At 39.2% G+C, this 26050-nt stretch carries 22 protein-coding genes; 18 read left to right on the forward strand and 4 right to left on the reverse strand.

Translation table 11 applies throughout. The features are described 5' to 3' along the window. The first annotated feature begins 165 nt into the window (after positions 1 to 165). On the forward strand, positions 166 to 1224 hold the full coding sequence (locus LG329_RS17505) for an LLM class flavin-dependent oxidoreductase (RefSeq protein ID WP_404452116.1): 1059 nt from the start codon (positions 166 to 168) through the stop codon (positions 1222 to 1224). Between the two features lie 12 nt (positions 1225 to 1236). Next, positions 1237 to 1803 carry an NADPH-dependent FMN reductase gene (locus tag LG329_RS17510; protein ID WP_404452117.1) on the forward strand — a complete coding sequence of 189 codons (567 nt, stop codon included), beginning with the start codon at positions 1237 to 1239 and terminating at the stop codon, positions 1801 to 1803. A gap of 85 nt (positions 1804 to 1888) precedes the next feature. On the opposite strand, the gene LG329_RS17515 is transcribed toward LG329_RS17510, so the two are convergent. Then, a complete protein-coding gene (locus tag LG329_RS17515; protein WP_404452118.1) occupies positions 1889 to 2761 on the reverse strand; it encodes a GNAT family N-acetyltransferase in 873 nt (290 codons plus the stop codon). Between the two features lie 429 nt (positions 2762 to 3190). Here LG329_RS17515 and LG329_RS17520 point away from each other — a divergent pair, with 429 nt between their 5' ends. From LG329_RS17520 to LG329_RS17540, 5 genes are all read left to right on the forward strand, one after another. Beyond that, positions 3191 to 6592, forward strand: coding sequence for a phosphodiester glycosidase family protein (locus LG329_RS17520; protein ID WP_404452119.1), 3402 nt, complete (start codon positions 3191 to 3193; stop codon positions 6590 to 6592). Between the two features lie 246 nt (positions 6593 to 6838). Next, a complete protein-coding gene (locus LG329_RS17525; protein ID WP_404452120.1) occupies positions 6839 to 9745 on the forward strand; it encodes a beta-N-acetylglucosaminidase domain-containing protein in 2907 nt (968 codons plus the stop codon). 189 nt (positions 9746 to 9934) lie between these two features. Next, complete coding sequence (locus LG329_RS17530; protein WP_404452121.1) at positions 9935 to 10486, forward strand: GNAT family N-acetyltransferase; 552 nt, start codon at positions 9935 to 9937, stop codon at positions 10484 to 10486. Positions 10487 to 10711: 225 nt separating this feature from the next. Beyond that, complete coding sequence (locus tag LG329_RS17535; protein ID WP_404452122.1) at positions 10712 to 11236, forward strand: hypothetical protein; 525 nt, start codon at positions 10712 to 10714, stop codon at positions 11234 to 11236. Between the two features lie 31 nt (positions 11237 to 11267). Further along, positions 11268 to 11660, forward strand: coding sequence for a UPF0715 family protein (locus LG329_RS17540; protein WP_404452124.1), 393 nt, complete (start codon positions 11268 to 11270; stop codon positions 11658 to 11660). A gap of 865 nt (positions 11661 to 12525) precedes the next feature. On the opposite strand, the gene LG329_RS17545 is transcribed toward LG329_RS17540, so the two are convergent. Then, positions 12526 to 13461, reverse strand: coding sequence for an EamA family transporter (locus tag LG329_RS17545; protein WP_404452125.1), 936 nt, complete (start codon positions 13459 to 13461; stop codon positions 12526 to 12528). Between the two features lie 481 nt (positions 13462 to 13942). Further along, a complete protein-coding gene (locus LG329_RS17550) occupies positions 13943 to 14956 on the reverse strand; it encodes a DUF3231 family protein (RefSeq protein ID WP_404452126.1) in 1014 nt (337 codons plus the stop codon). Between the two features lie 208 nt (positions 14957 to 15164). On the opposite strand from LG329_RS17550, the gene LG329_RS17555 reads away from it, so the two are divergent. The 4 genes from LG329_RS17555 (at position 15165) to LG329_RS17570 (ending at position 18498) form a co-directional block, all read left to right on the forward strand. Next, the gene (locus LG329_RS17555) at positions 15165 to 16481 is read left to right on the forward strand and encodes an alpha/beta hydrolase family protein (RefSeq protein ID WP_404452127.1); all 1317 of its coding nucleotides are present in this window, start codon (positions 15165 to 15167) and stop codon (positions 16479 to 16481) included. A gap of 228 nt (positions 16482 to 16709) precedes the next feature. Continuing rightward, entirely contained in the window at positions 16710 to 17390 is a 681-nt protein-coding gene (locus LG329_RS17560; RefSeq protein WP_404452128.1) for a phosphatase PAP2 family protein, read from the forward strand. Between the two features lie 82 nt (positions 17391 to 17472). Then, positions 17473 to 18090, forward strand: coding sequence for an HAD family hydrolase (locus LG329_RS17565; protein ID WP_404452129.1), 618 nt, complete (start codon positions 17473 to 17475; stop codon positions 18088 to 18090). Positions 18091 to 18195: 105 nt separating this feature from the next. After that, positions 18196 to 18498 carry a DUF3892 domain-containing protein gene (locus LG329_RS17570; RefSeq protein ID WP_404452130.1) on the forward strand — a complete coding sequence of 101 codons (303 nt, stop codon included), beginning with the start codon at positions 18196 to 18198 and terminating at the stop codon, positions 18496 to 18498. A 54-nt stretch (positions 18499 to 18552) separates the two neighbouring features. Here LG329_RS17570 and LG329_RS17575 read toward each other — a convergent pair whose 3' ends face one another. Then, positions 18553 to 19602: an aromatic acid exporter family protein gene (locus tag LG329_RS17575; protein ID WP_404452131.1), complete on the reverse strand. Its 1050-nt coding sequence runs from the start codon at positions 19600 to 19602 to the stop codon at positions 18553 to 18555. A gap of 493 nt (positions 19603 to 20095) precedes the next feature. Between LG329_RS17575 and LG329_RS17580 the strand changes: the two genes are divergently transcribed. From LG329_RS17580 to LG329_RS17610, 7 genes are all read left to right on the forward strand, one after another. Continuing rightward, positions 20096 to 20380, forward strand: a complete 285-nt coding sequence (locus LG329_RS17580; RefSeq protein WP_404452132.1) for a hypothetical protein — start codon at positions 20096 to 20098, stop codon at positions 20378 to 20380. A gap of 24 nt (positions 20381 to 20404) precedes the next feature. Then, positions 20405 to 20809, forward strand: a complete 405-nt coding sequence (locus tag LG329_RS17585) for a hypothetical protein (protein ID WP_404452133.1) — start codon at positions 20405 to 20407, stop codon at positions 20807 to 20809. A 104-nt stretch (positions 20810 to 20913) separates the two neighbouring features. Further along, entirely contained in the window at positions 20914 to 21069 is a 156-nt protein-coding gene (gene sspO, locus LG329_RS17590; RefSeq protein ID WP_404452134.1) for a small acid-soluble spore protein O, read from the forward strand. A gap of 538 nt (positions 21070 to 21607) precedes the next feature. Then, the gene (locus tag LG329_RS17595) at positions 21608 to 22198 is read left to right on the forward strand and encodes a TetR/AcrR family transcriptional regulator (RefSeq protein WP_404452135.1); all 591 of its coding nucleotides are present in this window, start codon (positions 21608 to 21610) and stop codon (positions 22196 to 22198) included. A 567-nt stretch (positions 22199 to 22765) separates the two neighbouring features. Then, positions 22766 to 23533 carry a 3-hydroxyacyl-CoA dehydrogenase gene (locus tag LG329_RS17600; protein WP_404452136.1) on the forward strand — a complete coding sequence of 256 codons (768 nt, stop codon included), beginning with the start codon at positions 22766 to 22768 and terminating at the stop codon, positions 23531 to 23533. A 33-nt stretch (positions 23534 to 23566) separates the two neighbouring features. Next, the gene (locus tag LG329_RS17605) at positions 23567 to 24712 is read left to right on the forward strand and encodes an acyl-CoA dehydrogenase family protein (protein ID WP_404452137.1); all 1146 of its coding nucleotides are present in this window, start codon (positions 23567 to 23569) and stop codon (positions 24710 to 24712) included. Between the two features lie 60 nt (positions 24713 to 24772). Then, positions 24773 to 25924, forward strand: a complete 1152-nt coding sequence (locus LG329_RS17610) for a thiolase family protein (protein ID WP_404452139.1) — start codon at positions 24773 to 24775, stop codon at positions 25922 to 25924. Positions 25925 to 26050 lie beyond the last annotated feature (126 nt).

Raw genomic sequence — 26050 nt, forward strand, 5'->3', positions numbered from 1 at the left:
CCTTAGTATCTTTTTGTATACTATAACACTTAAAAGTGCGTACTTACTAAAACGTGCTATCTATTCTATAATAGCATTATAAGAAGATTGTCGAAAGAAGGCAATGAATAGCAAACGCGACAAGTATTGGCCAAATTTAGTATGAAATGAAAGGTTGACAAATAGATGGAAAAATATCGTATTGATCAAAGCAAAGGGATGGAGTTTGGTATATATACACTAGGTGATCACTTACCTAATCCTTTAACAGGAGAGAGAATTTCAGCAGGAGAACGTATTCGTGAACTCATTGAATATGCCAAGCTAGCCGATCAGGCAGGGATAGATTTTTTCAGTGTAGGTGAAAGTCATCAGGAGTATTTTGCAACGCAGGCGCATGCTGTTGTTCTTTCTGCAATTGCTCAGGCTACAGAGAATATTAAAATTGCAAGCTCCTCTACAATAATTAGCACATCAGATCCGGTACGTGTATATGAGAATTTCTCCACGCTTGATTTGATTTCAAAGGGTCGTGCGGAGATTGTTGCTGGTCGTGCCTCTCGAATAGGACTTTTTGATTTGCTGGGCTATAATGTTCGTGATTACGAAGAATTGTATGAAGAAAAGTTTGACCTGTTGTTAAAGATTAATGAAGAGGAAAATGTTAATTGGAGTGGAGAATTCCGCGCTCCTTTAAACAATGCGAAGGTGCTTCCGCGTCCACAAAATGGCTCAATGCCGATTTGGCGTGCAGTAGGTGGGTCACCTGCTAGTGCAATCAAGGCGGGTAATGCTGGTGTACCGATGTTCTTGGCTCATTTAGGTGGACCAGCTACCGCTTTTAAGCGTGCTGTTGATGCTTATCGCGAGGCTGCACAACGTAGTGGCTTTGATCCAGCAGAGCTACCTGTTGCAACGGCCTGTTTTTTCTATGCTGCTGAAACATCACAGCAGGCTCTAAAAGATATGTATCCCCACATCAATGAGGGGATGAAGCGAACGAACGGACAAGGGTTTCCAAAGCAGCACTTCGCACAGGGCGTAGATCCGCATAATGTCATGAATATCGGTAGTCCACAGGAAATCATTGAAAAAATTCTCTATCAGCATGAAGTATTTGGCCACCAACGTTATATTGCACAAATCGATTTTGGTGGAGTGCCATTCGATCGATTAATGAAAAATATTGAGCTGATTGGTACAGAAATTTTACCAGCAATCAAAAAATATACGGCAAAAAAATAGGGGGTAGAAACAATGAAGATTGTTGGGTTATCCGGTTCAAAAGTGGGCTCGAAAACAAGGACGGCTATGAACTATACAGTTAAATCTGTCACGGAAAAATATCCTGATGTTGAAGTGACATTAATTGATTTGGCTGAATATGATGTTCAGTTTAGTGATGGACGTAATTATTTGGATTATGAGGGCGATACAGGATATGTAGCAAAAACGATAATGGAAGCAGATGCCATTATTATTGGTACACCTATTTTTCAGGCATCCATACCAGCTACATTGAAAAATATATTTGATTTACTACCCGTAAACGCATTTCTCGATAAAGTTGTCAGTATGCTTGTAACAGCAGGTTCGCCAAAACATTACTTAATTGCAGAACAACAATTAAAACCTATTTTGGGTTATATGAAAGCACAAATTGTTCAGTCGTATGTATTTATCGAGGAAAAGGATTTCTATCGAAAAGAAATTACAAATGATGATGTGTTATTCCGAATCGAACGGTTAGTGGAAGATACAGTAGTATTAACGGAAACATATACGAAAATTCGTGAAGCTAAAGAAGCGGATTACGGTTTTTGATAAAAAATTGTAGGATCATTTTTTGGATCGAAATGACCACGTCGAAAAGTAGACCAACTTCCCTGGAGGATGTTGGTCTTTTTGATTAGTATTTTAGCCACTTCGATTTATCCATACCATACAAAATCCATGGTGAAGGCAATTCAAATTGATGGCCGGTGGGGAGGGAGAGTGCTGCCTCCTTTGTGATATCCATCCATATGTAAGTTTCTTCTTCTGTCTGCTTTGCTAGCTGTCGGTAGTCGTTTGAAATCGTCTCCCATAACCCTTTTTGCGAAGTGATGTCATTCCATGGATAGACGGTATGCAAATAATGATGCTTTTTTTGATCGTACTTTGTAATCAGTGCTCGTGTTTTTGCTTCATTTTCATAAAAAGACCATTGCCTTAAATCATGCTCCTGAAACAAGTCTTTTGAAATTGGAAAAGTATAATAGCATTCGTACGGGAATACAGACGCTGATGTTGCATACATTTCCTGCACCCAATCTTTTTTTCGCTGGATATCCGTGACAGGATTCCACAATTTTGAGCCTGATTCCAGAGCCGATGTATCCTTCGTGATAGCGCCGTGTAGCGTGGAATATGGGGTTAGTCCGATTTTTGCCATTACACGACATGCGGCTGTATTATGTTCCTGTGTATTGGCTCCCACCCACTGAATGTCATTTAGTTGGAATGCTTCGTTGATCATATGAGACATTAGTGTTGTTGCAAATGAATTTCCTTTATATCGACGGTCACTTCTTAATCTCCCTAGCATCGCATAACGTTTTGCGTAAATAGAGTATCCCCCCATACTGACCATTTGGCCATCAAGGAAGAATCCATATAATCGATTGTTTCCTGTTATAAGTCTACTAAATATACGTTTTACATAATCGTCTTCAATTCCTGTATCCATCGCTTCCAAATGGGGATAGTCTTCACTGTGTAGAACCCGGATGGTCTGATCCATTGGTATGTCACTCCCTGAATATTTCTTTCACTTGAGGCATTATTCTTTCAAATTGCCTATTTAAGTATAAACATAAATCTTTTTGATTGAAATTATTGAGCCCTAACTATTGTACTAGTTCGTTTTTGAGTAGTAATGACCATATTTGTTTTTAGAATATTCAGGTATAGTTATAGTAATTAAATCTACTAACAAAACTACTTTTTATTAGTGGCTCTTTTTGCAAAGTTGTTTAACCTCACAGTGGAAATATACTCGCTTTCTATTTTGAAAGCGATTTCAACATAATTTAATAAAATTTTACAAAACATTTATATTCACTTCATGTTCCTTTGATAGCTTATATAGTGAATGAAGAGAAAGAGGGTTTACTTTTCCAGAGAAGATTATTGCGAGTTAATTTAATTATCTATTAGGAGGGGATTTTTAATGAATCAAAAATGGAGGATACGAAGTTTACTAGTTTTTATCATTGCTTTGGCATCAATCGTTCCTGCCTTACATGCAGATGCGGCATCCAATCCTGTATCTGATGTCCGGTCATCATCTGATCGAACAGAGCCTGAGAGGACTGTTGGTTCAGATGGGAAAACAATTGTTTCTAAGGAAGAAACCACAACAATAGGTCCGGGAGTTGAACTGACAACGTTCGAACGTTTTGATGCCCGTGGCTGGATAAACGGAGAAATCATGACAGTGGATTTGGCAAATGATCAAAGTTCAACAGATCTGATTTTTTCAGGTGAAATCTCCGATGCGATGCCGGTGTCAGAAATGGTTGAGGCAGCTGGTACTATTGGCGGTGTGAACGGGGACTTTTTCGATATTAATAGAACAGATGCACCGCTCGGGACAGTTATTAAAGGCGGTAAGCTATTAAAAGGCCCACAAGGTTCGCACACGTTGACAGCTGGTGTGGACGAGCAGGGTGTCGGAAAAATCACAGAAATTTTCCTGGAAGGCAATGTAACACTACCAACTGGTGATTATCCGCTGGCAGCCCTTAACCAATATGCTATTCCAGTAAATGGAATTGGCCTGTACACCTCTGTATGGGGAGAAGCGCAGCGTTCAACAAGCGGGTCTGATGTGTATGAAGTGACTGTTCAAAATGGCAAGGTGACGACGGTTGCTGATGGTGCTGGGAAGGGTGAAATTGAGAAAAATACAATGGTACTTGTAGGCCGTGAACAAGGGGCTGATAGATTAAGAGAACTTTCAGTTGGCGATGATGTCACGGTTGATTACACACCGGCAGTCGATGGGAACTCGCTGATGGATTTTGCAGTCGGCGGGAATGTCATGTTGGTTGAAGATGGACAAGTTAAAGGGGGACTGGATGACAGTACGACTGCACCGCGGACGTCTGTTGGATTTTCTGAGGATGGAAAAACGATGATCCTCGTTGCAATTGATGGCCGTCAAGTCGACAGCCGAGGAATGACTTATAAAGAATTGGCAGAATTTATGAAGGAACAAGGAGCTTATACAGCTTTAAATATTGATGGCGGTGGTTCTACCACAATGGTGGCTCGTAAAGCGGGCAGGGAAGATGCCGAAGTGGTCAATTCACCCTCTGACGGAGAAGAGCGGAACGTGCCTAATGGGATTGGTGTTTTTGCGAAAGCTGGAAGTGGTAATTTGACTGCCTTTTCAGTTGAAACGCTAATTGACGCTGAAAACAGTAACCGAGTTTTTCCTGAATTAAGCAGAACGTTTGTCGGGCTGGGGCATGATGAAAATTATTGGCCAGTGGATGTCAACGGCATTTCCTGGCAGGCTATACCAGCTAAGGTCGGGTCTTTTGGCAAGGATGGTATATTTTACGCTGAAAAATCCGGATCTGCGGTAGCTCGGGCGAAAATTAAATCTAAAAAAGGAACAATGCCATTGACCGTACTTGGTGAGTTGAACCGGATTGAAGCGACAACATCACACCTCGTGCTTGAAATGGGCAGGGAAAGCAATTTTTCCGTGACTGGTTACGATAAATACGGGTATTCTGCTCCAATTGAGCCACGGGATATCAAATTAGAGTATGACGACTCAGTTATTTCAATTGAAAAAAACGAAGATGGTAGTTTTACCGTACAACCAAAACAGGACGGGGCGGCGACGCTAATTACCATCCAGGTGTTGGACCATGAGATACAGGTTCCTGCGACAATCGGTCTGACAACAGAAGTAGTGTCCAATTTTGAAGACGTGTCGGGATGGGATTCTACAAGCTATCCATCCAGTGTTGAGGCTTCGTTGGAACTTGTTGAAGGCAGGACTGGAAGCGGTCTTCAGCTGAACTATGACTTTACGACAACGACAGCAACGCGTGCCGCTTACTTACAGGCTTCACCGCTTCTCGAGCTTCCCCGGGATGTCCAAAAAATTGGTTTATGGGTCAATGGTGATGGTAACGGAGCCTGGCTGCGTGCTGTTATTGAAGACGATACTGGAACAAGCTATACCCTGAATTTAGCAGATGAAGTGGACTGGACAGGCTGGAAACACATTGAAACGACGCTGCCGGAAGGAATTCAATATCCGGTCAAATTATGGCGTATCTACCCGGTTGAAACGATTGGCAAGGAACAATATACCGGACGGCTGATATTCGATGATCTGACAGTCGAGGTCCCACCATCTGTCGAGATGCCAGAACAGGAAGCGGTTAAGCCGGATTCATTAGTCATTCAAAATGATACAATCGGCGAGGACCGCTGGAAATTTGCCGTTCTTGCTGACAGCCAGTTTACAGCAGATTCACCTAATAGCCGTGCAGCGAAGATGGCTCGGAAATCATTACGTCAAATTGTCCAGGAGAATCCTGATTTTCTGGTCATAAATGGTGATCTTGTTGATTCAGCATGGGAAGAGGATTTTGCGTATGCCAAACAAGTTCTGGAAGAAGAAGTTGGGGATGAAATACCGATTTATTACATTCCGGGAAACCATGAAATTGCTGGGCCGGGAACACTGGATAACTTCCTGGAGGTTTTTGGGGAAAACCGTTATAGCTTTGACCATGAAGGTACACGGTTTATTCTACTTGATTCGTCAACAGGCAGTTTCAGGACAAGTGATTTCAAACAATTGATTGAACTGAAAGAATCGCTCCAGGATGCAAAATCAGACCCTAGTATCAACAATGTTGTTGTTTTCGGCCATCATCCGACAAGGGATCCGCTGCCAACTGACAACAGTCAGCTCCAAGACCGTAAAGAAGCTGATTTAATCGAGAATTGGCTCACCGAATTCCGTCAAGATTCAAAAGGAAAAGGTGCCATCTATATCAGTGGTCATGCACATACAGTGAATATTGATCGCGTAGAGGGTGTGCCATATATGGTTGTCGGCTCTTCCGGAAAAGCTCCATATGGGCCACCTGATGCAGGCGGATTCTATGCTTGGACACTTTTCGGAGTGGATCCAACACCAGTGCCTGACAGAGCGCATGGTACGGAGCAGGCTTCAACGAACAGCAACGTTTACGGCCAGGAATGGATCGAAGCAGAGGTTCGTCCAATACTAGAGTCGATTACACTTAACGCACCGGAAACAATCAATGCCGGTGAAACGTTGAAGATTGACGCGACAGGTCATCAGCCCGGCAATTTAGATTTTCCGCTTCGCTACCCGGCATCTGTCACATGGGAAGGAAGCGATAATGTCTTTATTGGTACAGGAAGTGAACTCGATCGCGCTAAAAAGTCAGGGCAGTATGCAGCAGTTTTCAATACATCAACCAAAGAACTAACAGCCCTTACTGCTGCTGAAATCACGCTGACCGTTTCTGCTAATAATGTGGAAGCAGATAAGACAATTACTATTCAATAATTTTTCACTGTATGTACAGTAAGGGCTGCGCTTATAGCAGTCCTTACTGTACATACAGATAGATAAAGGCTTACAACTTAGAAATATTAAAATAAATGAAAGGTGGTTTTAGCTATTAGTCTATCAAAAAAATTGTTGGTGCTTAGCCTTAGTTTATTATTAGCTTTACCAATTGTAACCGGAAGCCATGCAAGTGCGGAGAAGAATACGTTACAGATCAATCCTTTGCCACGGGAGAGCGAAATAGTGGGGAATGGTTTCCCGTTAACGCCTGTTGTTGGACTTGTTATAGGGGCAAACACGGATGAAGCGGCAGTTCGTGAAGTTGAACAAGCTTTAAATGAAGCAGATGTAAAGCGTATTGTTCGAAAAAATGCTAGTGAGTCAGCACCGAATACCCCGGTTACAATTTGGATCGGTGGTCCCGAGGAGAATCAGGCCTCCTTGGAAATCCTGCAACAGCTTAATGTGGACGGTCCGGGAGAGTTGAAGGCAGAAGGTTACGTTGTCGCTTCGAAACAGACAGATAAAAAGCGTATTGTACTCGCTGGAAAGAACAAGGCCGGAACGTTTTATGCAGCACAAACATTTGAACAATTGATTCAGAAGAGACAAGGTCGTGACTGGATTCCAGAAGTAGAAATACGGGATTGGCCAGAAATGGCTATGCGTGGCTCAATCGAGGGATTCTATGGTCCACCATGGTCACATGAAGATAGATTAGAACAGTTAGAGTTTTATAGTGAAAATAAAATGAATGCATATATTTACGCGCCAAAAGATGATCCATATCATAGAGAGAATTGGCGTGATCCATATCCAGAAGACGAATTGAATAAACTCAAAGAATTGGTTGATAAGGCAAATGAAAATCATATAGAGTTTACCTTTTCACTCTCTCCTGGTAATACTGTTTGTTATTCGGGGGATAAGGATTTTGAGTTGTTAATGGATAAAATGCAGGCAGTATGGGATTTGGGTGTGCGATCCTATGCAATTTTTCTAGACGATATTAGTTATAATCTTCATTGTGAACAGGACCAGGCCAAATTTGGAGACGATGCAAGTCCAACGGCTGCAGCGCAAGCTTATCTCTTAAATCGTTTCGATGAAGAATTTATTCAAACCCATGAAGGTGCTGAGTCTTTGATTACGGTTCCGACAGATTATGCAGGAAATGACTCGACTGTCTACAGGGCGCGATTTGCGGAATTGGTAAATGGTGACGTAATCGTTATGTGGACTGGATCCGCAGTGGTTCCGGAAAAAATCACATCAGAAGAAGCCGAACAGGTTTCAGAGATTTTTCAACATGATTTGCTCATCTGGGACAATTACCCGGTCAATGATTATGACCGCAATCGACTGTTTCTAGGTCCTCTGGTTAATAGGGACGGCGATTTAGCTGACCATGGCGTCATTGGTTTGACAGCAAATCCGATGAATGAAGCGGAAGCGTCTAAAATACCGTTGTTTACCATTGCAGATTATACGTGGAATCCGAAAAATTACGATCCAAATGAATCATGGGAGCGAAGCATAGAATCCTTTGGCGGTGAGGCAGCGGACGCGCTAAAAACGTTCGCAGAGAACAATTATTCATCACCAATTAACGGTAATGAGTCTTTGTCACTCAAGCCATTAATTAAAGAATTCTCGAATAGTTATGCCTCTGGAGATACAGAAGAGATTGCCCAAGAATTGATTGGTGAATTTGGAAAACTTGAAGATGCACCAGATAAACTCCGAAATACGTTGGATAATCAGAACTTTCTTGATGAAGTGGCTCCATACCTTGAAAAGCTGGAACTTTACGGGAAAGCGGGAAAAGCGGCGGTGAACATGCTGAAGGCGCAAGAAGAAGACAATGGTGAAGCGGCATGGAAGCAGCGATTAATTTTACAAGAAGCATTAACAGATGCGAATGAACTATCTCAAAAAGTTGCTGAGGGCGTTATCAAGCCATTTTTGAACGATGCCATTCAGAAAAATAATGAGTGGTTAGAGATTAAAGTAACCCGTGGCACGAGTACATTAGGTATCTATCAGGATTATTCGCTTTCAAATATGATCGATGGAGATCCTAATACGTATTTCTGGAGCAATGAGGCTGCAAACGCTGGAGATGCAGTAGGAATTGATCTTGGGGATATTGTTGTAGTGGAATCTATTGAACTGTTAATGGGTACTGGTGGAAAATCTGCAGATTACATCCATCACGGTGTAATGGAGTATTCAACAGACGGGGAAAACTGGACTGCATTGACCGAAAAACATAATCAAGCTGAGATACAAGTAGAAACAGAAGGTATTGAAGCAAGATATGTTCGTTTCCGCGCAACGGAAAATCAAAATAATTGGGTGCAAGTTAGAGAGTTTGATGTGAAAATTGAAGGCGAAATGGAGACATTACCTGTAACAACGATGGGAACCTATCAAAATTATGCATCTACCAATATGATTGACGGGGACAATAATACAATCTACTGGAGCGGTGAACATGTGAACACTGGTGATGCAGTGGGGGTTGACCTTGGCAAAACCTATACCGTCAGTAGCGTAGAAGTGTTAATGGGTTCAGAAGCAAGCCCGGATGATTATATTGATCATGGTGTATTGGAGTATTCAGTGGATGGCGAAAACTGGACAATGTTGACAGAAAGTCGTGATCAGCCTGAAGTCAGACTTGACACGGATGGTATTCATGCAAGGTATATCCGGTACAGGGCTTTATCTGATCAGGATAATTGGTTACAGGTAAGGGAGTTTCGAACTGAAAGTAATAAAGGAAGTGAAAATGTAAGTGGCGGACCTCCAGCAGCAGAAGGATCAAGTCTTGCCGATCTAGCTGATGCATCACTTTCAAGTGCATATCAGGCAAACAGAACACCAGAAGCAGGTGAATCAATAACATTGATGTACTCTAGTAAGCGTGTTCTGAATGAGCTCGTTATTTTGCAGGGTGAGCAATCCACTGCAAAAGCGGAGATACAAATTCAGGAACAAAATGGTGAATGGAAAACTGTTGGAACACTTTCAGGATCTTATTCCAAGGTGGGAGTTGGTTCTGCGACAAATAAAATCAGGCTGGCTTGGCAAGCGGGATCAGGTGTTCCAATTATTCATGAAGTCATTCCACAATGGGAGAAGTAAATTGAGTTGAAAAAATAAAACTTGAATATTAATAAAATTTTGTTAATGTGTAGTGCTTTAGTGAGTGATGTGATACAATAATGGCAGATTTCATTAGAAAGGGTGTGACGCTTATGGCAAGTTTAAATAATTTTGTTGACCGTCGCTATAAGACTCGTGAAAAACAAATGGAAGGACGGGATCACACCCTTGATTACAGGAACAAAAATCGAACTACGACCTGTGTCGTTAGAAGATTTTAAAAGAACTTACGAATGGCGAAACGATGAGGAAACTGCGAAAATGGAAGCAGGACCTGGTTTATTTCGCCACAGCCACGTATCTTTAGAACAGATTGAAGATAGTTATGAAAAAGCAATAAAAAAACTGGATAAGCGAGAAGAAGGGGAATTTTCCATTTATACACAAGGGGAAAATTCAAAACATATTGGTTTAATCGGTTATCGTGAACTGAACATTGTTTCACGACGTTGTACGGTTGGTATTGGAATTGGCGATAAAGAGTGCTGGGATAAAGGTTATGGATCGGATGCCATGAAGGCACTTATCCATTATTTGTTTCAGACGATGAATCTGAACCGTGTGCAGCTTGATACGTGGAGCGGAAACGTGCGTGCTATTCGCTCCTATGAAAAATGTGGCTTTATTGTCGAAGGGCGAATGCGTAACGATGCCTATATAGATGGAAAGTATTATGATACCGTTGTAATGGGGTTATTAAAAGAAGAATTCCAATACTAATATTTTGTGGGCACCTTAGTAGGGGTGCCCTTTATATATATATTTTAGATGCAAACTGTTTTATTGAATCCTTCTTTATACCGGTAGCGGGAATCTGCTCATAAACTACAAGTACAGATGGTTGTGGGAACTTTTTGAGAAGGAAGCTTAAGTTGAATTTATCTCGTTTGATCTTTTGAAACCTATTAACATAATAAAACGTATTATTTTATAGGAGGAGATTATATGAAAAAACAAACGTATAGATTTTTTGTAACCGTTTTATTTGCTTCACTTCTTTTACTATTAGTAGGTTGTACCGAAAAAACAGAAACGAAAACGCAAGACGAAAATATACAGACAATTGAAGCTGTATTACAAAAAGCTCTTAATGGTCCAAGTGATGAAATGATAAAAATATCAGAAAGTGAGGGACTCGAAGATTTAGTGAAATACGATGAAAAACTGTATAAAGATTATTTTGCGAATGAGACGTCCTACCTGCACTTTGTAAATAATTACAGTTCAACATTAATGATGGAACCGATGAGAAATAATTACAAATTAAAGGTAAAAAACATTGAATATGAGAAATCAGAATCTAAAGAGATAATTTATGATTTCACCGTAGAATTACAGTACCAAAAAGAAGACAGTGAATCATCAGAAGTGGAAATGGTGACCGGAGAGGCTAATATGGATGAAGGTCATAAAATAGAGGGTATGGTCATTCGTATTAGTGACTTTTTGGGTTCTTTGCACAAAAAGTAGATATTATATTTAATTGTAGGAAGTGTTTTTTATGGATAATGTAAAAGGTAAAATAAGGGTAGATTCGAGTATGGTGTTTCGCTCTCTACTCTGCTCAATTTTTTCAGCATTAACACTTAGCATAATTACTACAGTCTTTTTAATTGATTTCCATTATATAGCTATTATAGTCTTTGCTTTTTATTATTCTATTTTCTATGTATTATTTGCTACCCCAATCCAATTGAAGTTAAATCAAAATCCTAAGAAATATAATATTATTTATAATGTATTCTACGTATCCGGGGCTTTTATAGCTACTGCTATTGCCACTATTGTAATGTCCGGAGAGAATCCTTTTATAATATTAAACTTCTATATTATTAGTATTTTAGCTGCTATTGTGTTTTGGATTTTTGACTCAATCTTCCTACAAAACAACTAATCAAAGAAGATGAAGAAGGCTTGTACGGAGAAGAAATTTCATAATCGGTAATAAATTAAATGATTTGGAGAGATATAAATTGGTATTACAAATTACTTCTATTTTCATACTAACATTTGCAATCTTGGGGATTATTAGTTTCATCTTGAATACATATTTCCCCAATAGAGCAAGAAGCACGAAAACTGGTGGGTTTATAATCTATCTTACGCAAAGCGCAATCATCACTATTCTTTTTGTTTGGTTCATATAGTTGTTATTGATCCTTTACATATACTAACTGTTTTCCACTGTTTATAACGTGATTGGTGGAATGCTTTCCACAATTAAAGGGGTGTATTAAATTAAATCAGGTAAACTTGTAAGTAAGCCATTATCTATATTTAACATTATCATTATAAGCATAGGTGTAATAAGTACTGTTTTAGTATTTATGGACCGCCAAAATTATTTAATTTACAGTGAAATTGTATTTTTGTGTGTGTTTATTTTCTACTTAGTAAGGGGAATTTATTTTATTAAATATGATGATTATAAGTCCGCAATAATGTGTTTTATACCTGTAGTAGTATATATTGCTGCAGAAATATTATAAGTTTTAATGTATAGTGGTGCTTTTTAAAAACCCAGGAAAATTGTAGTTGAAAATATATATGTGAATAGATTCACTTAAACAAACGGGTGCAATTCTGTAACTAATAAGCGTCCATTTTTGTACCGAACAGTCCTACTTAAAAGGGCACGTTTCTTTAAAAAGAATCGTACCCTTTTTTCAAAATACAGTTATTAGGAAATTATCATAAGTTCTGGTATTCCATAAAGGATAAAGATGTCCCTTCTGAAAAAGGCTTTCATTAATATTTATTCATTCGATATTCTTATTACGGAGACGCTTTTTTAATTTCATCAATTCCAATAGGTCTTTCATTTCACCTATAGTAATCGATAGAAGGATGATTATAACTCCAAACCATCGCAGGGCAGTCACCTGTTCGGATAACCACATAACAGCAACTATAACAGATACAGGCAATTCTATAGAGCCCAAAATAGTGGCTAAACTAGAAGGCAAATGTGGAGTCGATATTGCAAAGAGTAATGGGGTTAAAATCATTCCACACAAAGCAACCCCTCCAGCATAAATCCATAAACTCTCTCCCCATATGCTCCCATTTAACAAAATAGTAGGCGGGAAAACAGCGAAAGTTAGGATGCCCGCCCCTGTTATCATGATAGGTGTTCGGATCGTTGCAGGAATATCAACTGCTACACGCCCACTGACAAAGACAAACGCTGAATAAGAGAATGCGGATCCAATACCTAATACTAATCCAATAAGAGGGACATCATACACCTTGCCACCAATAATTCCTGCAGCAAAAAGCACACCAACCAAAGTTAAAATCACGGATAATATAGTTTTTTTATCTGGTTTTCGTCGATCAAAAATCCATTCATATAACACTCCGACCCATACGAACTGAAATAATAACACAACAGCTAGTGAAGCTGATAAATACTGCATGGCACCATAATAGAGGATACTTGTTAAACCGGTAAAGCAGCCGGCAATCATCATAGCAATAATATTTTTTACGTTAAGTTTTCTTACTGCCCAAGGATACCGTTTCATTGCAAAAATTCCTATTATCCACAATACAAATAAAGCAATTACAACTTGTGCTACCATAATCTTCCCAAGAGTCCAACCATCAGCAAAACCCAATTTAATAAATAACGGATTAAATCCAAAGCTACTGGCACCGATAATAAAAATTATCATGGCTGTATGACGTTTCATAAAATTTGCTCTCCCCAAATCAAAACATTTTTTTAAATATATTGCGTAAATAATCGCATAGAAAATACTATAGACAAAAGTCTATAGTACCAAATTCCGATCAAACTAGTAAAGCATATGATCTGGTACCCAGGGCAAAATAAAGAACAGTAAAATGTTTAACATAAGGTATACTGTAAATAGAAAGTCATAAATAATAAAGACTGAACGGTGCGACTAACACCATTCAGCCTAAGTACAATAGCCCTTTAAAGGGGCAACCCATAACAAAAGATAAGAAATAACCACCTATTGCTTGATCGGCGAAAGGTGGTTATTTCTGTTTATTCAGATATACGATTAATGCTCCAAAATTAAGCATTTAAAAAACCGATTCAAAAACTGACATAAGCCAAATCCCTTTGAGTTACCACCCATGTTCTTTGAATCACTTTAACTAAAACCACAACTATGGATAGCAAGACAATTAAGTGCCTAGTCATTAATTACCCTGTCCGTTTGACAATTTTGTTCTGTCGATAGCTTGAGGGGGCTCTTCCATCCAGCCGTTTTTTATGAGAATCTTTCCTCCGTCTTTAGCAAAATCGTACGTGTTTACCATGATGCGTCCCATCTTTAAAGGTAGGTCACCTCGAAAACTGAAACCCGCCCCAACTGCATTACTTCCCATACCGAACATCGATAATAAATTTGTGATATACATCATGACTTTGTCAGAGAATGGTGAAATGGTTGAGTCAGTTATGTTTCCTGTCCAGGTGGATGGTGCTTGCAGATCACTTTCTAATAAAAGGCCACTCATAACAGTTATTACCTTTTCCGCAAGTTTTGCGCCCCGTTGAAGATACTGTTTAACCTCAGGGTTCTCAGCAACTTGTGCAAAACCAGTCATTAATTGTCTTCCAGTGATGTTTGCTTCTAAAGCCTGATACACTAAACCAATTTCAACCGTATTTAGTACACGCTTTTTTTTCAAGGGGTTCAATCCACTGGATGTGTAACTTGTATTTTGGATAAATTCAACTTTGTCTGGCATGGGAACACCGGGTGGACGTGCTAAAACTCCTTTTTTTAATAGACATTGTGTAGTTTTGTTGTAAGTCGTCTGAATATCTGAAGTGAAGTCTTTATATATATTGTAGACATCTTCTCGATAAGACATCCCTGAGTGCAGGCCATAAAGTCCGATCAAAATCTTACTCAACATACGTATAAACATCAAATGAAAATTATCATCAAATAAACGGGGGGCATTAATGTCTATATCTTTTCCCGTAAAGGCAACAGGGATTGCTACGCCCTCATTCCGAAAAGTGGTTTCAATGACGTTTATATTTCTTGTCTCAATTTTTTTTACGGAATTCATAACAGCGTTGGTTTCTCTGTCGTTGGAGTTTTTAGTAAAACGTTCCAATACATGTAATATCATTGATTTTTCCTGATAAGCTTGCCACAGATTTCCTAATTCGGAAGAGGATAAAGGTATGTTAGCCACGTTAGACCTCCTAATCAATTTGATACGTCATTTGCTTCTCCCTTAATATTCACTAATAATATTTTTTTATTAATATGAATCTGTTTCACATATTTTGTTTTACGAGGTGTAAGGGCATTTAACAGTCGTTAATGAAACCTTTGTGTATAGTGGGCCGTAGTATATCAAAACAAAGCTATTTGAAAAGTTTAGCCTGGAGGTATCTGTTATGAAGGCGTGGATTATTAAAATTGGGTTATTGTTCGGCTTGGTAATCTTGGTGACGGGGTGCAGTGATGATACGGGACAAAAAGAACAAAAAGGAGATGGAGATGAAGTTACTATGGATACTTTAGCAGGTACTTGGAATGGTTCCATTCAAATACCGAATCAACCCTTACCTATCATGATTTCTTTTGAAAAAGGTAAGGGAATTACTGGGGCTATCAGTATTCCAGTTCAAGGTGTAAAGGATTATCCGCTTTCGGCTATAACAATAGACAAATCAAATATTTCATTTGAGATGGACATTCAGGGCCAACTCATCACATTTGACGGGAAGATAGAAAAGAAAGTGATAGAAGGGACGTTTACACAGAATGGTCAGTCTTTTCCTTTTGAATTGAGTAAAGGGAAAGGTGAAGTGGCAGATACAGAAGAAGAGGAAGGCCAGTTTCTTAGTATCGATACTGGCAAAGGAAAGCTATATGGGGAGGTAGAAATACCAGATGGAGAGGGGCCTTATCCAGTTATGATCATAATACCTGGTTCAGGACCTACTGACCGTAATGGGAACTCAGTGGCGCTGCCGGGGAAAAATAATAGTTTGAAGCTTCTTGCAGAACAATTAGCTGAGAACGGAATTGCCAGTGTTCGTTATGATAAACGCGGAGTTGGTAAAAATCAATCCACAGCCATTTCTGAGAAAGATTTACGATTTGATCGGTTTGTGAAAGATGCTGTGGCGTGGGCAGAGATGTTAGCGAAAGATAAACGATTTTCAAACGTGGGCATTATTGGTCATAGCCAAGGATCCTTAGTAGGTATTCTAGCTGCTCACGAAACGGATGTTGATGCTTTTGTATCGATTGCTGGTGCAGGTAGGTCGATTGATCAAGTATTATATGATCAGCTTAGGAAAGAGCTTCCAGATGATCTAACAAAAGAAAGTAAGGATATATTGGATAAACTGAAACAAGGTAAACATGTTGAAGATATAAGCCAGGAATTACAAAGTGTCTTCCGTCCTTCTGTTCAGCCGTTTCTATCTTCCTGGATGCAATACAATCCGGCAGAAGAAATACAAAAGTTAGACGTTCCCGTATTAATTGTAAATGGGAAGCGTGACATTCAAGTTCCAGTGAGTGAGGCAAAAATCCTTCATCAGGCGAAAAAGGATGCTGAATTTTTGTTAATTCCAAAGATGAATCATGTTTTAAAAGAAGCCCCAGAGGATCGAAAAGGTAATTTACAGACATATTCAAATCCTGACCTTCCATTAGCACAGGGGTTAATAGACGGGATTGTGAGCTTTTTAGAGAATTAATTTTGGCAGTTCAAGACTTAACTATAAAATGAAGGGTGGACTTTTTGAGTTCACTCTTTTTCTTATTTTGTTAACAGTGATAGGTGAAGGATTGGTGAGAATAAGTTCATCCTATAATAGACACATTATATAGAGTGCTGAATTCTAATAAGGATTTGTTCGATGTAAGTTAATTAGTTGAATCAAAAAGCTTGATTTACTGAACAAATCTAGAGAAAGGATTATCCTATGTCATTGTCATACAAAAGGAAACAAGCATATCTGATTACAGGAGCTATCATATTAATATCATTCTTTGTGGCTCTGGCATTAGCCTATGGTGAACCGAATTTGGCCGAATTGAATAAAAGGCTTGGGTCTAACCTTTATAACTTCCTTGGGGCTGGCTTTATCCCATTGTTTACGGTTATTACCTATATCGGATCAGCATATATATCCTATCCAATAACAGTAGTTTTGATCGTATATCTTTTGGTTCGAAAAAATTATTGGATTGCTGCATTGTTGGCGTATAACCTTATTGGTGTACGACTAATCAATCGCCTCCTAAAGTCCATTTTTGAGGTTGCTCGGCCAGAGTTGGAGCCTTTGGTACATGCTAGTTATTATAGTTTTCCAAGTGGACATTCCATGAACTCTATCGCTTTTTTCGGTTTACTGGCATTCTTATTTAGTCGATATATTTCACGTTCAAGAGCTCAATCAGTAAGGATTTGGAGAACAGTAGCTATATTAATATTTTTGATTGGACTTAGCCGTGTCTATTTAGGTGTTCACTTTCCACTGGATGTATTGGGTGGTTTTGCTGCAGGTGGGGCTTGGCTGTTATTAAGCATTTATATTCACTCCTTCCTGCCAATAAGAGAACAATCCACTCATAAGAAAAGGCATATGGGCGAGGAGAGTTAGGCCCATGATAGGAATGTTGAAGATGTAATGGTATAATTTCCCTGTATATTTAAGTTGAGCATTTATAGAGGGAGAGTTGATAATGGATAGTATTATTTTTGATTTAGACGGAACGCTATGGGACTCTATAGATACTGTATTGATTGCATGGAATAAAGAAATTAAGCAAATTAAACAAATAGATAAAGAAATAACAAGGGAGGAGCTTGAAGGAACAATGGGGCTCCAAATGAAGGAGATAGGTAGAAAACTCTTTCCTAGTCTTGATGAAGAAATGCAAGAAAAGATATTAGAACAGTGTAGTGCGGTAGAAATCCAAAATTTAAGTGAACTAGGTGGTAAGTTGTATGAAAACGTAGAAGGTGTACTGAAAGTCTTATCACAGAAATATAAGCTTTATATAGTAAGTAATTGTCAGCATGGCTACATCGAAGGTTTTTATAGGTATCACAAATTAAATAAATACTTTTTAGATTATGAGAATCCAGGAAGAACAGGACTTTCAAAAGGTGAAAATATTAAGTTAATCATAGAAAGAAATGATTTAACAAAGCCTGTCTATGTTGGAGATACTGAAGGTGACCGCAAGGGGGCAAAGTATGCTGGAATTCCTTTCGTCTATGCAAGGTATGGGTTTGGTGAAGTGAATAGCTATGATTATTCTATCGATAAATTTGATGAACTATTAGAAATTTTTTAAGGACAAAAAATCGCTCAAAATGGATATGGTAGGATCATTAATCTATTCCCAGCATAAATCCAATACCTCTCGAACATACTAACCATATGTTTGGGAGGTGTTTTTATGGATAATAACAATTTTGAAAAAATATATAATGATTACAAGAATCAAGGAGAAGAACCAACTCAACCGGAAGTAGAACCAGGCCAGGAACAAATCGTTGCAGTCCGTAAAAATGACGATGGTGACATCATAGCTTTTAAAACAGCAAGCGGAAAGGAACTGGACTATCTGACGGCTCTGGATGAAGCAAAAGCAGGTAAGTTAGCTCATGTAGATGTATTCCATAAGTATGGTCGGGATATTATCCGCAGTGAACCGGATGGTATAAAAGAAAATAACTTGGATAATTTGGAGAGTTTTTAATAAGAACTTTTCAGTGTCTCATGCCCAGTTCTTTTCAAGGTTCTGGGCTCAGTATTAATCCTTTTTTTCTTTTAATTCTCTTATTTGTACAAATCTTTCCAGCTTATCCAACTCAAAAAAGAGCTCAATAATACTGTTAGCAACAGGGAAGACAAAATTCCATTTATAAAGTTCCGCACCCTGTAATTCCTCGATTAGCGTATTGATGGTGACTTGCATAGCTGCTTTTGTTTCCTTCTGAAGATCCATATTAAGAATAATCTTTTTCTCATAAACTAGTAATATATTTTCACTGTAACTGTTTATTTCTTTGACTAGCTTTTTTATTAAGCGGGATTTATCGCCAGGAATTGCATCCATTTCCTTGATGTTCTTTTCTAACTGACGAATCAATGTTTGTTTTTTACTAAGCACCCGGATCATATGCTTGTAAATGATTATGTTCCTGTAAAAGCTTCTACGGTTTTTAATAAAGATTCGGCTTCTTTCATCAGATATGATTTCATAATAGTCATGTGCTTCGTTAATCAACTTCTCTACTTCCCTATCCTCTTGTTTCATCTGTGGAATGCTCATTGTCTCGTTCGGTAACACGCGTAACAAGAAGTTCATTTTGTCGCTGGCTTTTTTGATCATATTAAACAGGTTTTTCTGATGATCTGGAGGAAAGACGGTCATGTTGATTATAAAGGCAGAAAGCACCCCAATTGTAACCAGAGATAATCGATTGATCACATAGATAAGGCTTAACCCATCATCGTTTCCCAACATTAGTGTGATGATCGTCAAAACCGTCAGGCTTACAGTTTTGTAAAGGCCAAGTTTGATGCTAATTGCGATGGAAATGATAACAATCATCCCAACGGAAAGCGGATGACTTCCAAGCAAAAAAATACCAAGCATGGCAAGAAGTAGTCCAACACCATTAGTAATAACGACTTCTTTTATATAGTTATATGACCGCATAACAGAAGGCTGCATTGCCAATACAGCAGCAATAGCCGCCACAATTTCCAGATCCAGTCCAAGCATACCTGTAATAAGTAACGTCAATGCAACAGCAAGACCAGTTTTCACCATGCGTGGTCCAATATTAAATTCCATGTTTTGCACCCCTGTATCCTAGAATGAAATAATCCTCCTAATGACCAGGAGGATATAGTTATTTATATGCGGAGTTTTCGTGGAAAGACGATAAACATCAAAAGGTTTGGCCATTTGAACTCCACAACTTTTATATATTTCAACTGGTCGTTTACAGAAAAAAATTTAATATTTTAAACTTATCTTAACATATAGTCAAATATTTGGTAAAATACACCATTGGATGCAAGAGTAATTCTGTGAATTTTTGAAAGGATGTTAAGGATGTATGAATACCGATTTTTCAACACTCTCTCTACAAAACCTGCGACAATTTATGATGGAAACGAAAATGTTATAGGAACGGTATCAAAAACATATAACAAACCTGTACACAAACTGTTCGATTTATTGTTAAAAGGCCGGATATTATTACGCAATAGAAGATAACAAGGGGCAAACAATTTTTATATCCAAAAAGGATCCTAACGCCTTTAAAAGAAGACAGTACCATGTGAATTATTATGGAGGAAATAACGACTCATACTTACATTTGGTCGATAAGAAATCCTTCGATATAGGTCAACAAACCTCATTTGAATACAGAGGAAACACGTTCCAACTGAAACAATCTATCGGTGACTGGGCACAAATTTATAAAGAAGGCCAATTAATTGCTGAGTGGAAAAGTTCCCTAAAAGCTCCATTCAAAGCATATTTTAAATTAATAGATGAGAGTAATAAGAAAGATGAACTACTCTTTCTAGGATTGTTTCATACATATTTACACGCACCGTAATTTGAGAACCAGTAGTGAAAAGGGGTGAGTAAAATAAATAGAACAAAAGCAATCATGCTATCTATAACTGCTTTACTTTTCTGTACAATTTTAGGTAAGACAATTTACGACTGGATCACTATCCAACAGCTTGAAGGAGGGGCAGTATTTTTCATTTTTCTCTCGCTATCATTCTTTTTTAATATTCTTACCTGGGGAAATCATCAAGGTCCCGGTGAGGACAAAGACGAATTGGATAGACACATTGAATCACAAAGTGCTAAAATCGGTTATTTTGTTTTAATGATATTGTCTGGTTTAATTTTATTTATAAGTGAAGGCACGGGTGATTTAAATGAAATTGATAATACCCCACTTCTTGTTGTTGTTTGTCTAACTCTTGTGGTATTACCAATTACTGAGTATGTCTATGCGAAGAAGTATAGGTGAAATATTCATTACATTTTTGTAAAGGAAAGAGAACAACAATATCACAATCGCAATACATATAAATCCTCCATATCAGACAAAATAATGATATGGAGGTGCTTTCAATGGGCAAAAATAAGAAAAATAAAATTAATGGCGGCGTTAGTGACGAACAAGCTGTAAGAAAGGATTTATCGAGGCAATTTGATCACGAAATGGCTAATGAACCATTAACAGCAAATGAAAAGTATAACAATAAGAAAACAAAGAAGCGGCAGTAAGCAAAAATAGTGCTTGGCATCTGAAACTAGTTTAAATAGTTCCAGGTGTCTTTTTTTATGCTTCAGCGAGACATTTACCAGTAAGGATTTTAACTATTATATTTATTCTTTTCATCTTTTTTTATTTGACGGATGAATATTGATTGAAAAACACACAGTACTATTGATGTCCCCAATATTGTTAGCGCAAAGAAACTTTCCGCTTGATGATTTAAAGCTAATATTACATAAATTAGAAGAAGGAGTATCGCAATTGCTTGAAAAATTCTTAGTTTCTTTTCTTTAGATTCTATTTTATTCACTCCTTTCGTTGATTTATTAAAAGTATAACAATTATTGAAGTGTTGTAAAATTCTTATTCATAAAAAGAAGGGCAAGGAATGGCTTTTTTTATGAATTTGTCAGCGCTAAATTTTTCTTTCAATAGTATAATATAATCAATTAAACTTTCAGAAAATTAACTTGACATTTAAAAAGTGAATAATTAGAATAATAACTAAGTTCAATATAGGCTACATAGGGAAAGAAGTGAGCAGAAGTGTCCTTACGTGAAAGGAAAACGGCTAAGAAAAAAGAGGATATCCTAAGGACTGCCGTTCGTGTTTTATCGGAAAAAGGATACCATGGCACAACGATAGAAGAGATTGCATCCAAGCTTTTGATGACGAAAGGGTCTGTTTATTATTATTTTAAGGATAAACAGGATTTGTTGTTTCAAAGTCAACTCATGCTTCTGGGGCGAAGTATTGAAAATGTGGAGGCCATTCTTTGCCAGGATTTGCTGGTGACCGAAAAATTGCGAATGGCTATGGTTGGTCATATTGAATATCTGCTTTGTGAACGAAGTGGTTTTGAAATGATGGTCAAGCAGGAACAATTTTTTTCAACGGAGCAGAAGGAGGAAATTCTGCAGTTGAGAGATGATTATGGGAGATCCTTTGATCGGTTGATCCTGGAAGGAATAGAGGAGAATGTATTTGGTTCAGTTGATGTGAAAATAGTGAGAAATATTATATTAGGTGCGATGAATTGGGTTACCCAATGGTATTCGGAAAGCGGAAATAAAGATAAAACGGAGATTGCCGAATCAATTTCTGACTATCTATTACACATCCTAATTGAAAAATAAGGTTCTTTTTTAAACCACGCAGTTGATATAAACTACGACATAACTTCTATCTAAGTTAGATCACTTTAATGGAAACAAGTTATTTAGGCAGCCGCAGCCCGTATACACTTCGCTTTCCGCGGGCGGCTGGTGAGCCTTCTTGTACTACGCACTGCGTAGTCTCACCGATGCCTGTCCTCCCGCAGTCTACGTGTATAAGGGCTGCTGGTATAATATTTGCCAATAACAGCATTCGTTAGTTGAAAGAATTGGCCAAAAATTCTTACGTAAATAGCTTTACCAGTCCAGGTGAGAGGAGGGCGGTGACTCCTGCGGGAACAGCACGTGTCCGAAGACCCCGCAGAGTGGTCGATGAGGAGGGCCGACTAAAACCGTCCTTTGCGGACAACGTCGGCATACCCCTTGCCGGGGCAAGGAGGCTAAGGCCGTGCCCGCGGAAAGCATCCGCCCGGAGCGATCCTGGACGGCAGCAATAGCACGTGTCTTTCGAAATAAATATCATTTGTGGCAAAAACAACAATCTTTTAGAAAATAGCCGAAATTTAATCAGGTTTGGAGGAGAGCGGAATGAAAATTGAAAACAGTGTTGCAGTTGTTACAGGGGGAGCATCTGGGTTAGGTGAAGCAACGGTTAGGAACATAATTACAAAGGGTGGTAAAGCTGTAATTTTGGATTTGGCGGAAGAACAGGGGACTAATCTGGCAGAAGAATTAGGCAAAAATGTTTATTTTGTCAAAACAGATGTAACAGATGAATCAAGCGTTCAAGGAGCACTGGACAAAGCTGTTGAACTGTTTGGTGCCGTTCATGCCCTCATCAATTGCGCGGGTATTGCCATAGCTGAAAAGACTTTCGGTAAGAAAGGAAAGCATGATCTATCCTCTTTTTCAAAGGTTATCCAGGTTAACTTAATTGGTACGTTTAATGTAATACGTCTTGCTGCAGAGAAAATGGCAGAAAATGAACCCAATGAGGACTATGAGCGCGGTGTCATTGTTAATACCGCATCCGTTGCTGCTTTTGAAGGGCAAATTGGTCAGGCAGCCTATAGTGCATCAAAAAGTGGAATCGCAGGGATGACATTGCCGATTGCAAGGGATCTTTCTACACTTGGAATTAGGGTAATGACAATTGCTCCGGGATTATTTGAAACCCCATTGTTTGCAGGATTGCCAGATAAGGCAAAACAAGCGCTTGGAGAAATGACACCATTTCCATCACGATTAGGCTATCCGTCTGAATATGCAAGGTTGACCGAAAGCATTATTGAAAACCCGATGCTAAACGGTGAGACAATTCGACTTGATGGTGCGATTAGAATGCAGCCACGGTAGATCATTTACTGAAATGGGAGAGGTGTTTTTTATATGGAAAGATTGTATTTACGTGAAGAACATGCTATTTTTCGGCGCTCATTGCGAAAATTTCTTAAAAAGGAAGCATATCCTTATTTTGAACAATGGGAAAGCGAGCAACAGGTGCCACGGTCTTTTTGGAAAAAAGCTGGCGAGCAGGGATTTCTGTGTCCATGGGCTGATGAGATATATGGTGCGGTTCAGGCCGACTTTGGTTATTCGGTTGTAATAAACGAGGAGTTTGAGCGGGTTGGGACAGCAATGGTTGGACTCGGTCTTCATAATGACATTGTTATGCCATATATTGCATCACTCGGGACTAAATCTCAGAAAAGCGTTTGGCTGCCGGGGGCAATCAGTGGAAATTTGATTTCTGCAATTGCGATGACCGAGCCTGGTGCGGGGTCGGATCTTGCTGCTATTCGGACAACTGCGGTGAGAGATGGCAATGACTATATTTTAAATGGAGAAAAAACATTTATCACGAATGGCTATTCTGCGGATTTAGTTGTCGTTGTATGTAAAACAGACACGCAGGCAAAACCGGCGCATAAAGGGATTAGTTTAATCGTTGTCGAAGCGGATACACCTGGATTTTCAAAGGGTAAAAAACTTCAAAAGGTTGGACAGCACGCGAATGATACATGTGAATTGATATTCGAGGATGTCCGTGTTCCGGCACGGAATTTGGTAGGCGCGGAAGGAAAAGGTTTTTATTATTTAATGGAAAACCTGCAACAGGAACGGTTACTGGTGGCAATTCAAAGTGTAGCTTCAACGGAAATCATGCTTGATTTGACGATTGATTATGTGAAACAACGAAAAGCATTTGGCCAGAATATCAGCCGGTTCCAGAACACACAGTTTAAATTGGCTGAATTGAAAACGGAATGTCAAATCGGTCGGACGTTTGTTGATCGGCTGATTGAAGATCATGTTTCAGGAAAAGATGTCGTGACAGAGGTCTCGATGGCAAAATGGTGGACGACTGATTTAGCAAAAAAAGTTGCGGCTGAATGTATGCAACTGCATGGGGGCTATGGCTATATGGAAGAGTATGAGATTGCGAGAAGGTTTCGTGATACGGCAGTCTCATCTATTTATGCAGGTTCAAATGAAATCATGAAAGTAATCATTGCGAAGAATATGGGGTTATAGGATTCCTTTATAAGTGTTTATGAAAGGGCTTACAATTAGATGGTAGAAAGGGAGATAGATATGCGTGAAGCTGTAATTGTCGAGGTGGTTAGAACACCAGTTGGTAGACGAAATGGAATGTTAAGTGGGATTCGTGCGGAGGACTTGGCGGCGAAGCCTTTGGAGGAAGTTGTTAAGAGAGCGGGTATTTCTCCTTCATTAGTGGAAGACGTGATTTTCGGCTGTGTGTCCCAAGTAGGGGAGCAAGGTTTCGATATTGCGAGGCAAGCTGCATTGATAGCGGGTTACCCGGTGGAGGTCCCGGGAACAACAATAGATCGTCAGTGTGGATCGAGTCAGCAGGCTGTTCATTTTGCTTCACAGGCGATCATTAGTGGTGACATGGATGTAGTTGTGGCAGGCGGAATCGAGAATATGTCCCGCGTGCCAATGGGGTCGAATATGCAGGGGGTTAAATTGAGTGCGGCATTGACGTCCAAATATGAAATCATTAATCAAGGTCTATCTGCAGATCGAATTGCGGATAAATGGGGATTCAGTCGTGAACAAATGGATGAGTTTTCACTGGAAAGCCATAGAAAGGCACTTGCTGCTCAAGAGGCAGGGCATTTCGAAAAGGAAATCATGCCAATTGAGGTGACACTTCCAGATGGGACAAAAACAATTGTTAACCAGGATGAAGGGCCAAGAGCGAATACGAGCCTTGAGAAACTCGGTAGCCTTAAACCCGCATTCAAGGAAGATGGAAGTGTAACAGCAGGCAATGCGAGTCAAATTAGTGATGGCGCCGTAGCGATTTTATTGATGTCACGTGAGAAAGCAGAAGAACTTGGGTTAAAGCCAAGATTCCGTGTAGTTGCCCGTTCTGTTGTGGGATCTGATCCGACACTGATGCTAACAGGACCGATTCCTGCAACGGAAAAGGTGTTGTACAAAGCAGGACTCCAACTAGCGGATATTGATATTTTTGAAGTGAATGAGGCATTTGCTTCAGTTCCACTTGCATGGTTGAAGGAAACTGGGGCTGATCCGAAAAAATTAAATCCAAATGGTGGTGCGATTGCACTTGGACATCCCCTGGGTGCTAGTGGGGGCCGGTTAATGGCAACCATGCTGCACGAATTGGAACGGACTGGCGGTCGTTATGGTCTACAGACGATGTGTGAAGGGCATGGGATGGCGAATGCAACGATCGTTGAAAGGCTGGATTAAATTTCTATGAATCTGGTGGAGAATCTTGCATGATTAAGAATCAGATTCAATTTTCAATCGGCGGATATAGTAGATTCGAAGTTTCTCTGCCATTTCATAATTTCGTCTATGTTGCTAAAGGGAGGG

The sequence above is a fragment of the Virgibacillus necropolis genome (assembly GCF_044793635.1).
Lineage (GTDB): Bacteria > Bacillota > Bacilli > Bacillales > Amphibacillaceae > Virgibacillus_F > Virgibacillus_F necropolis_A.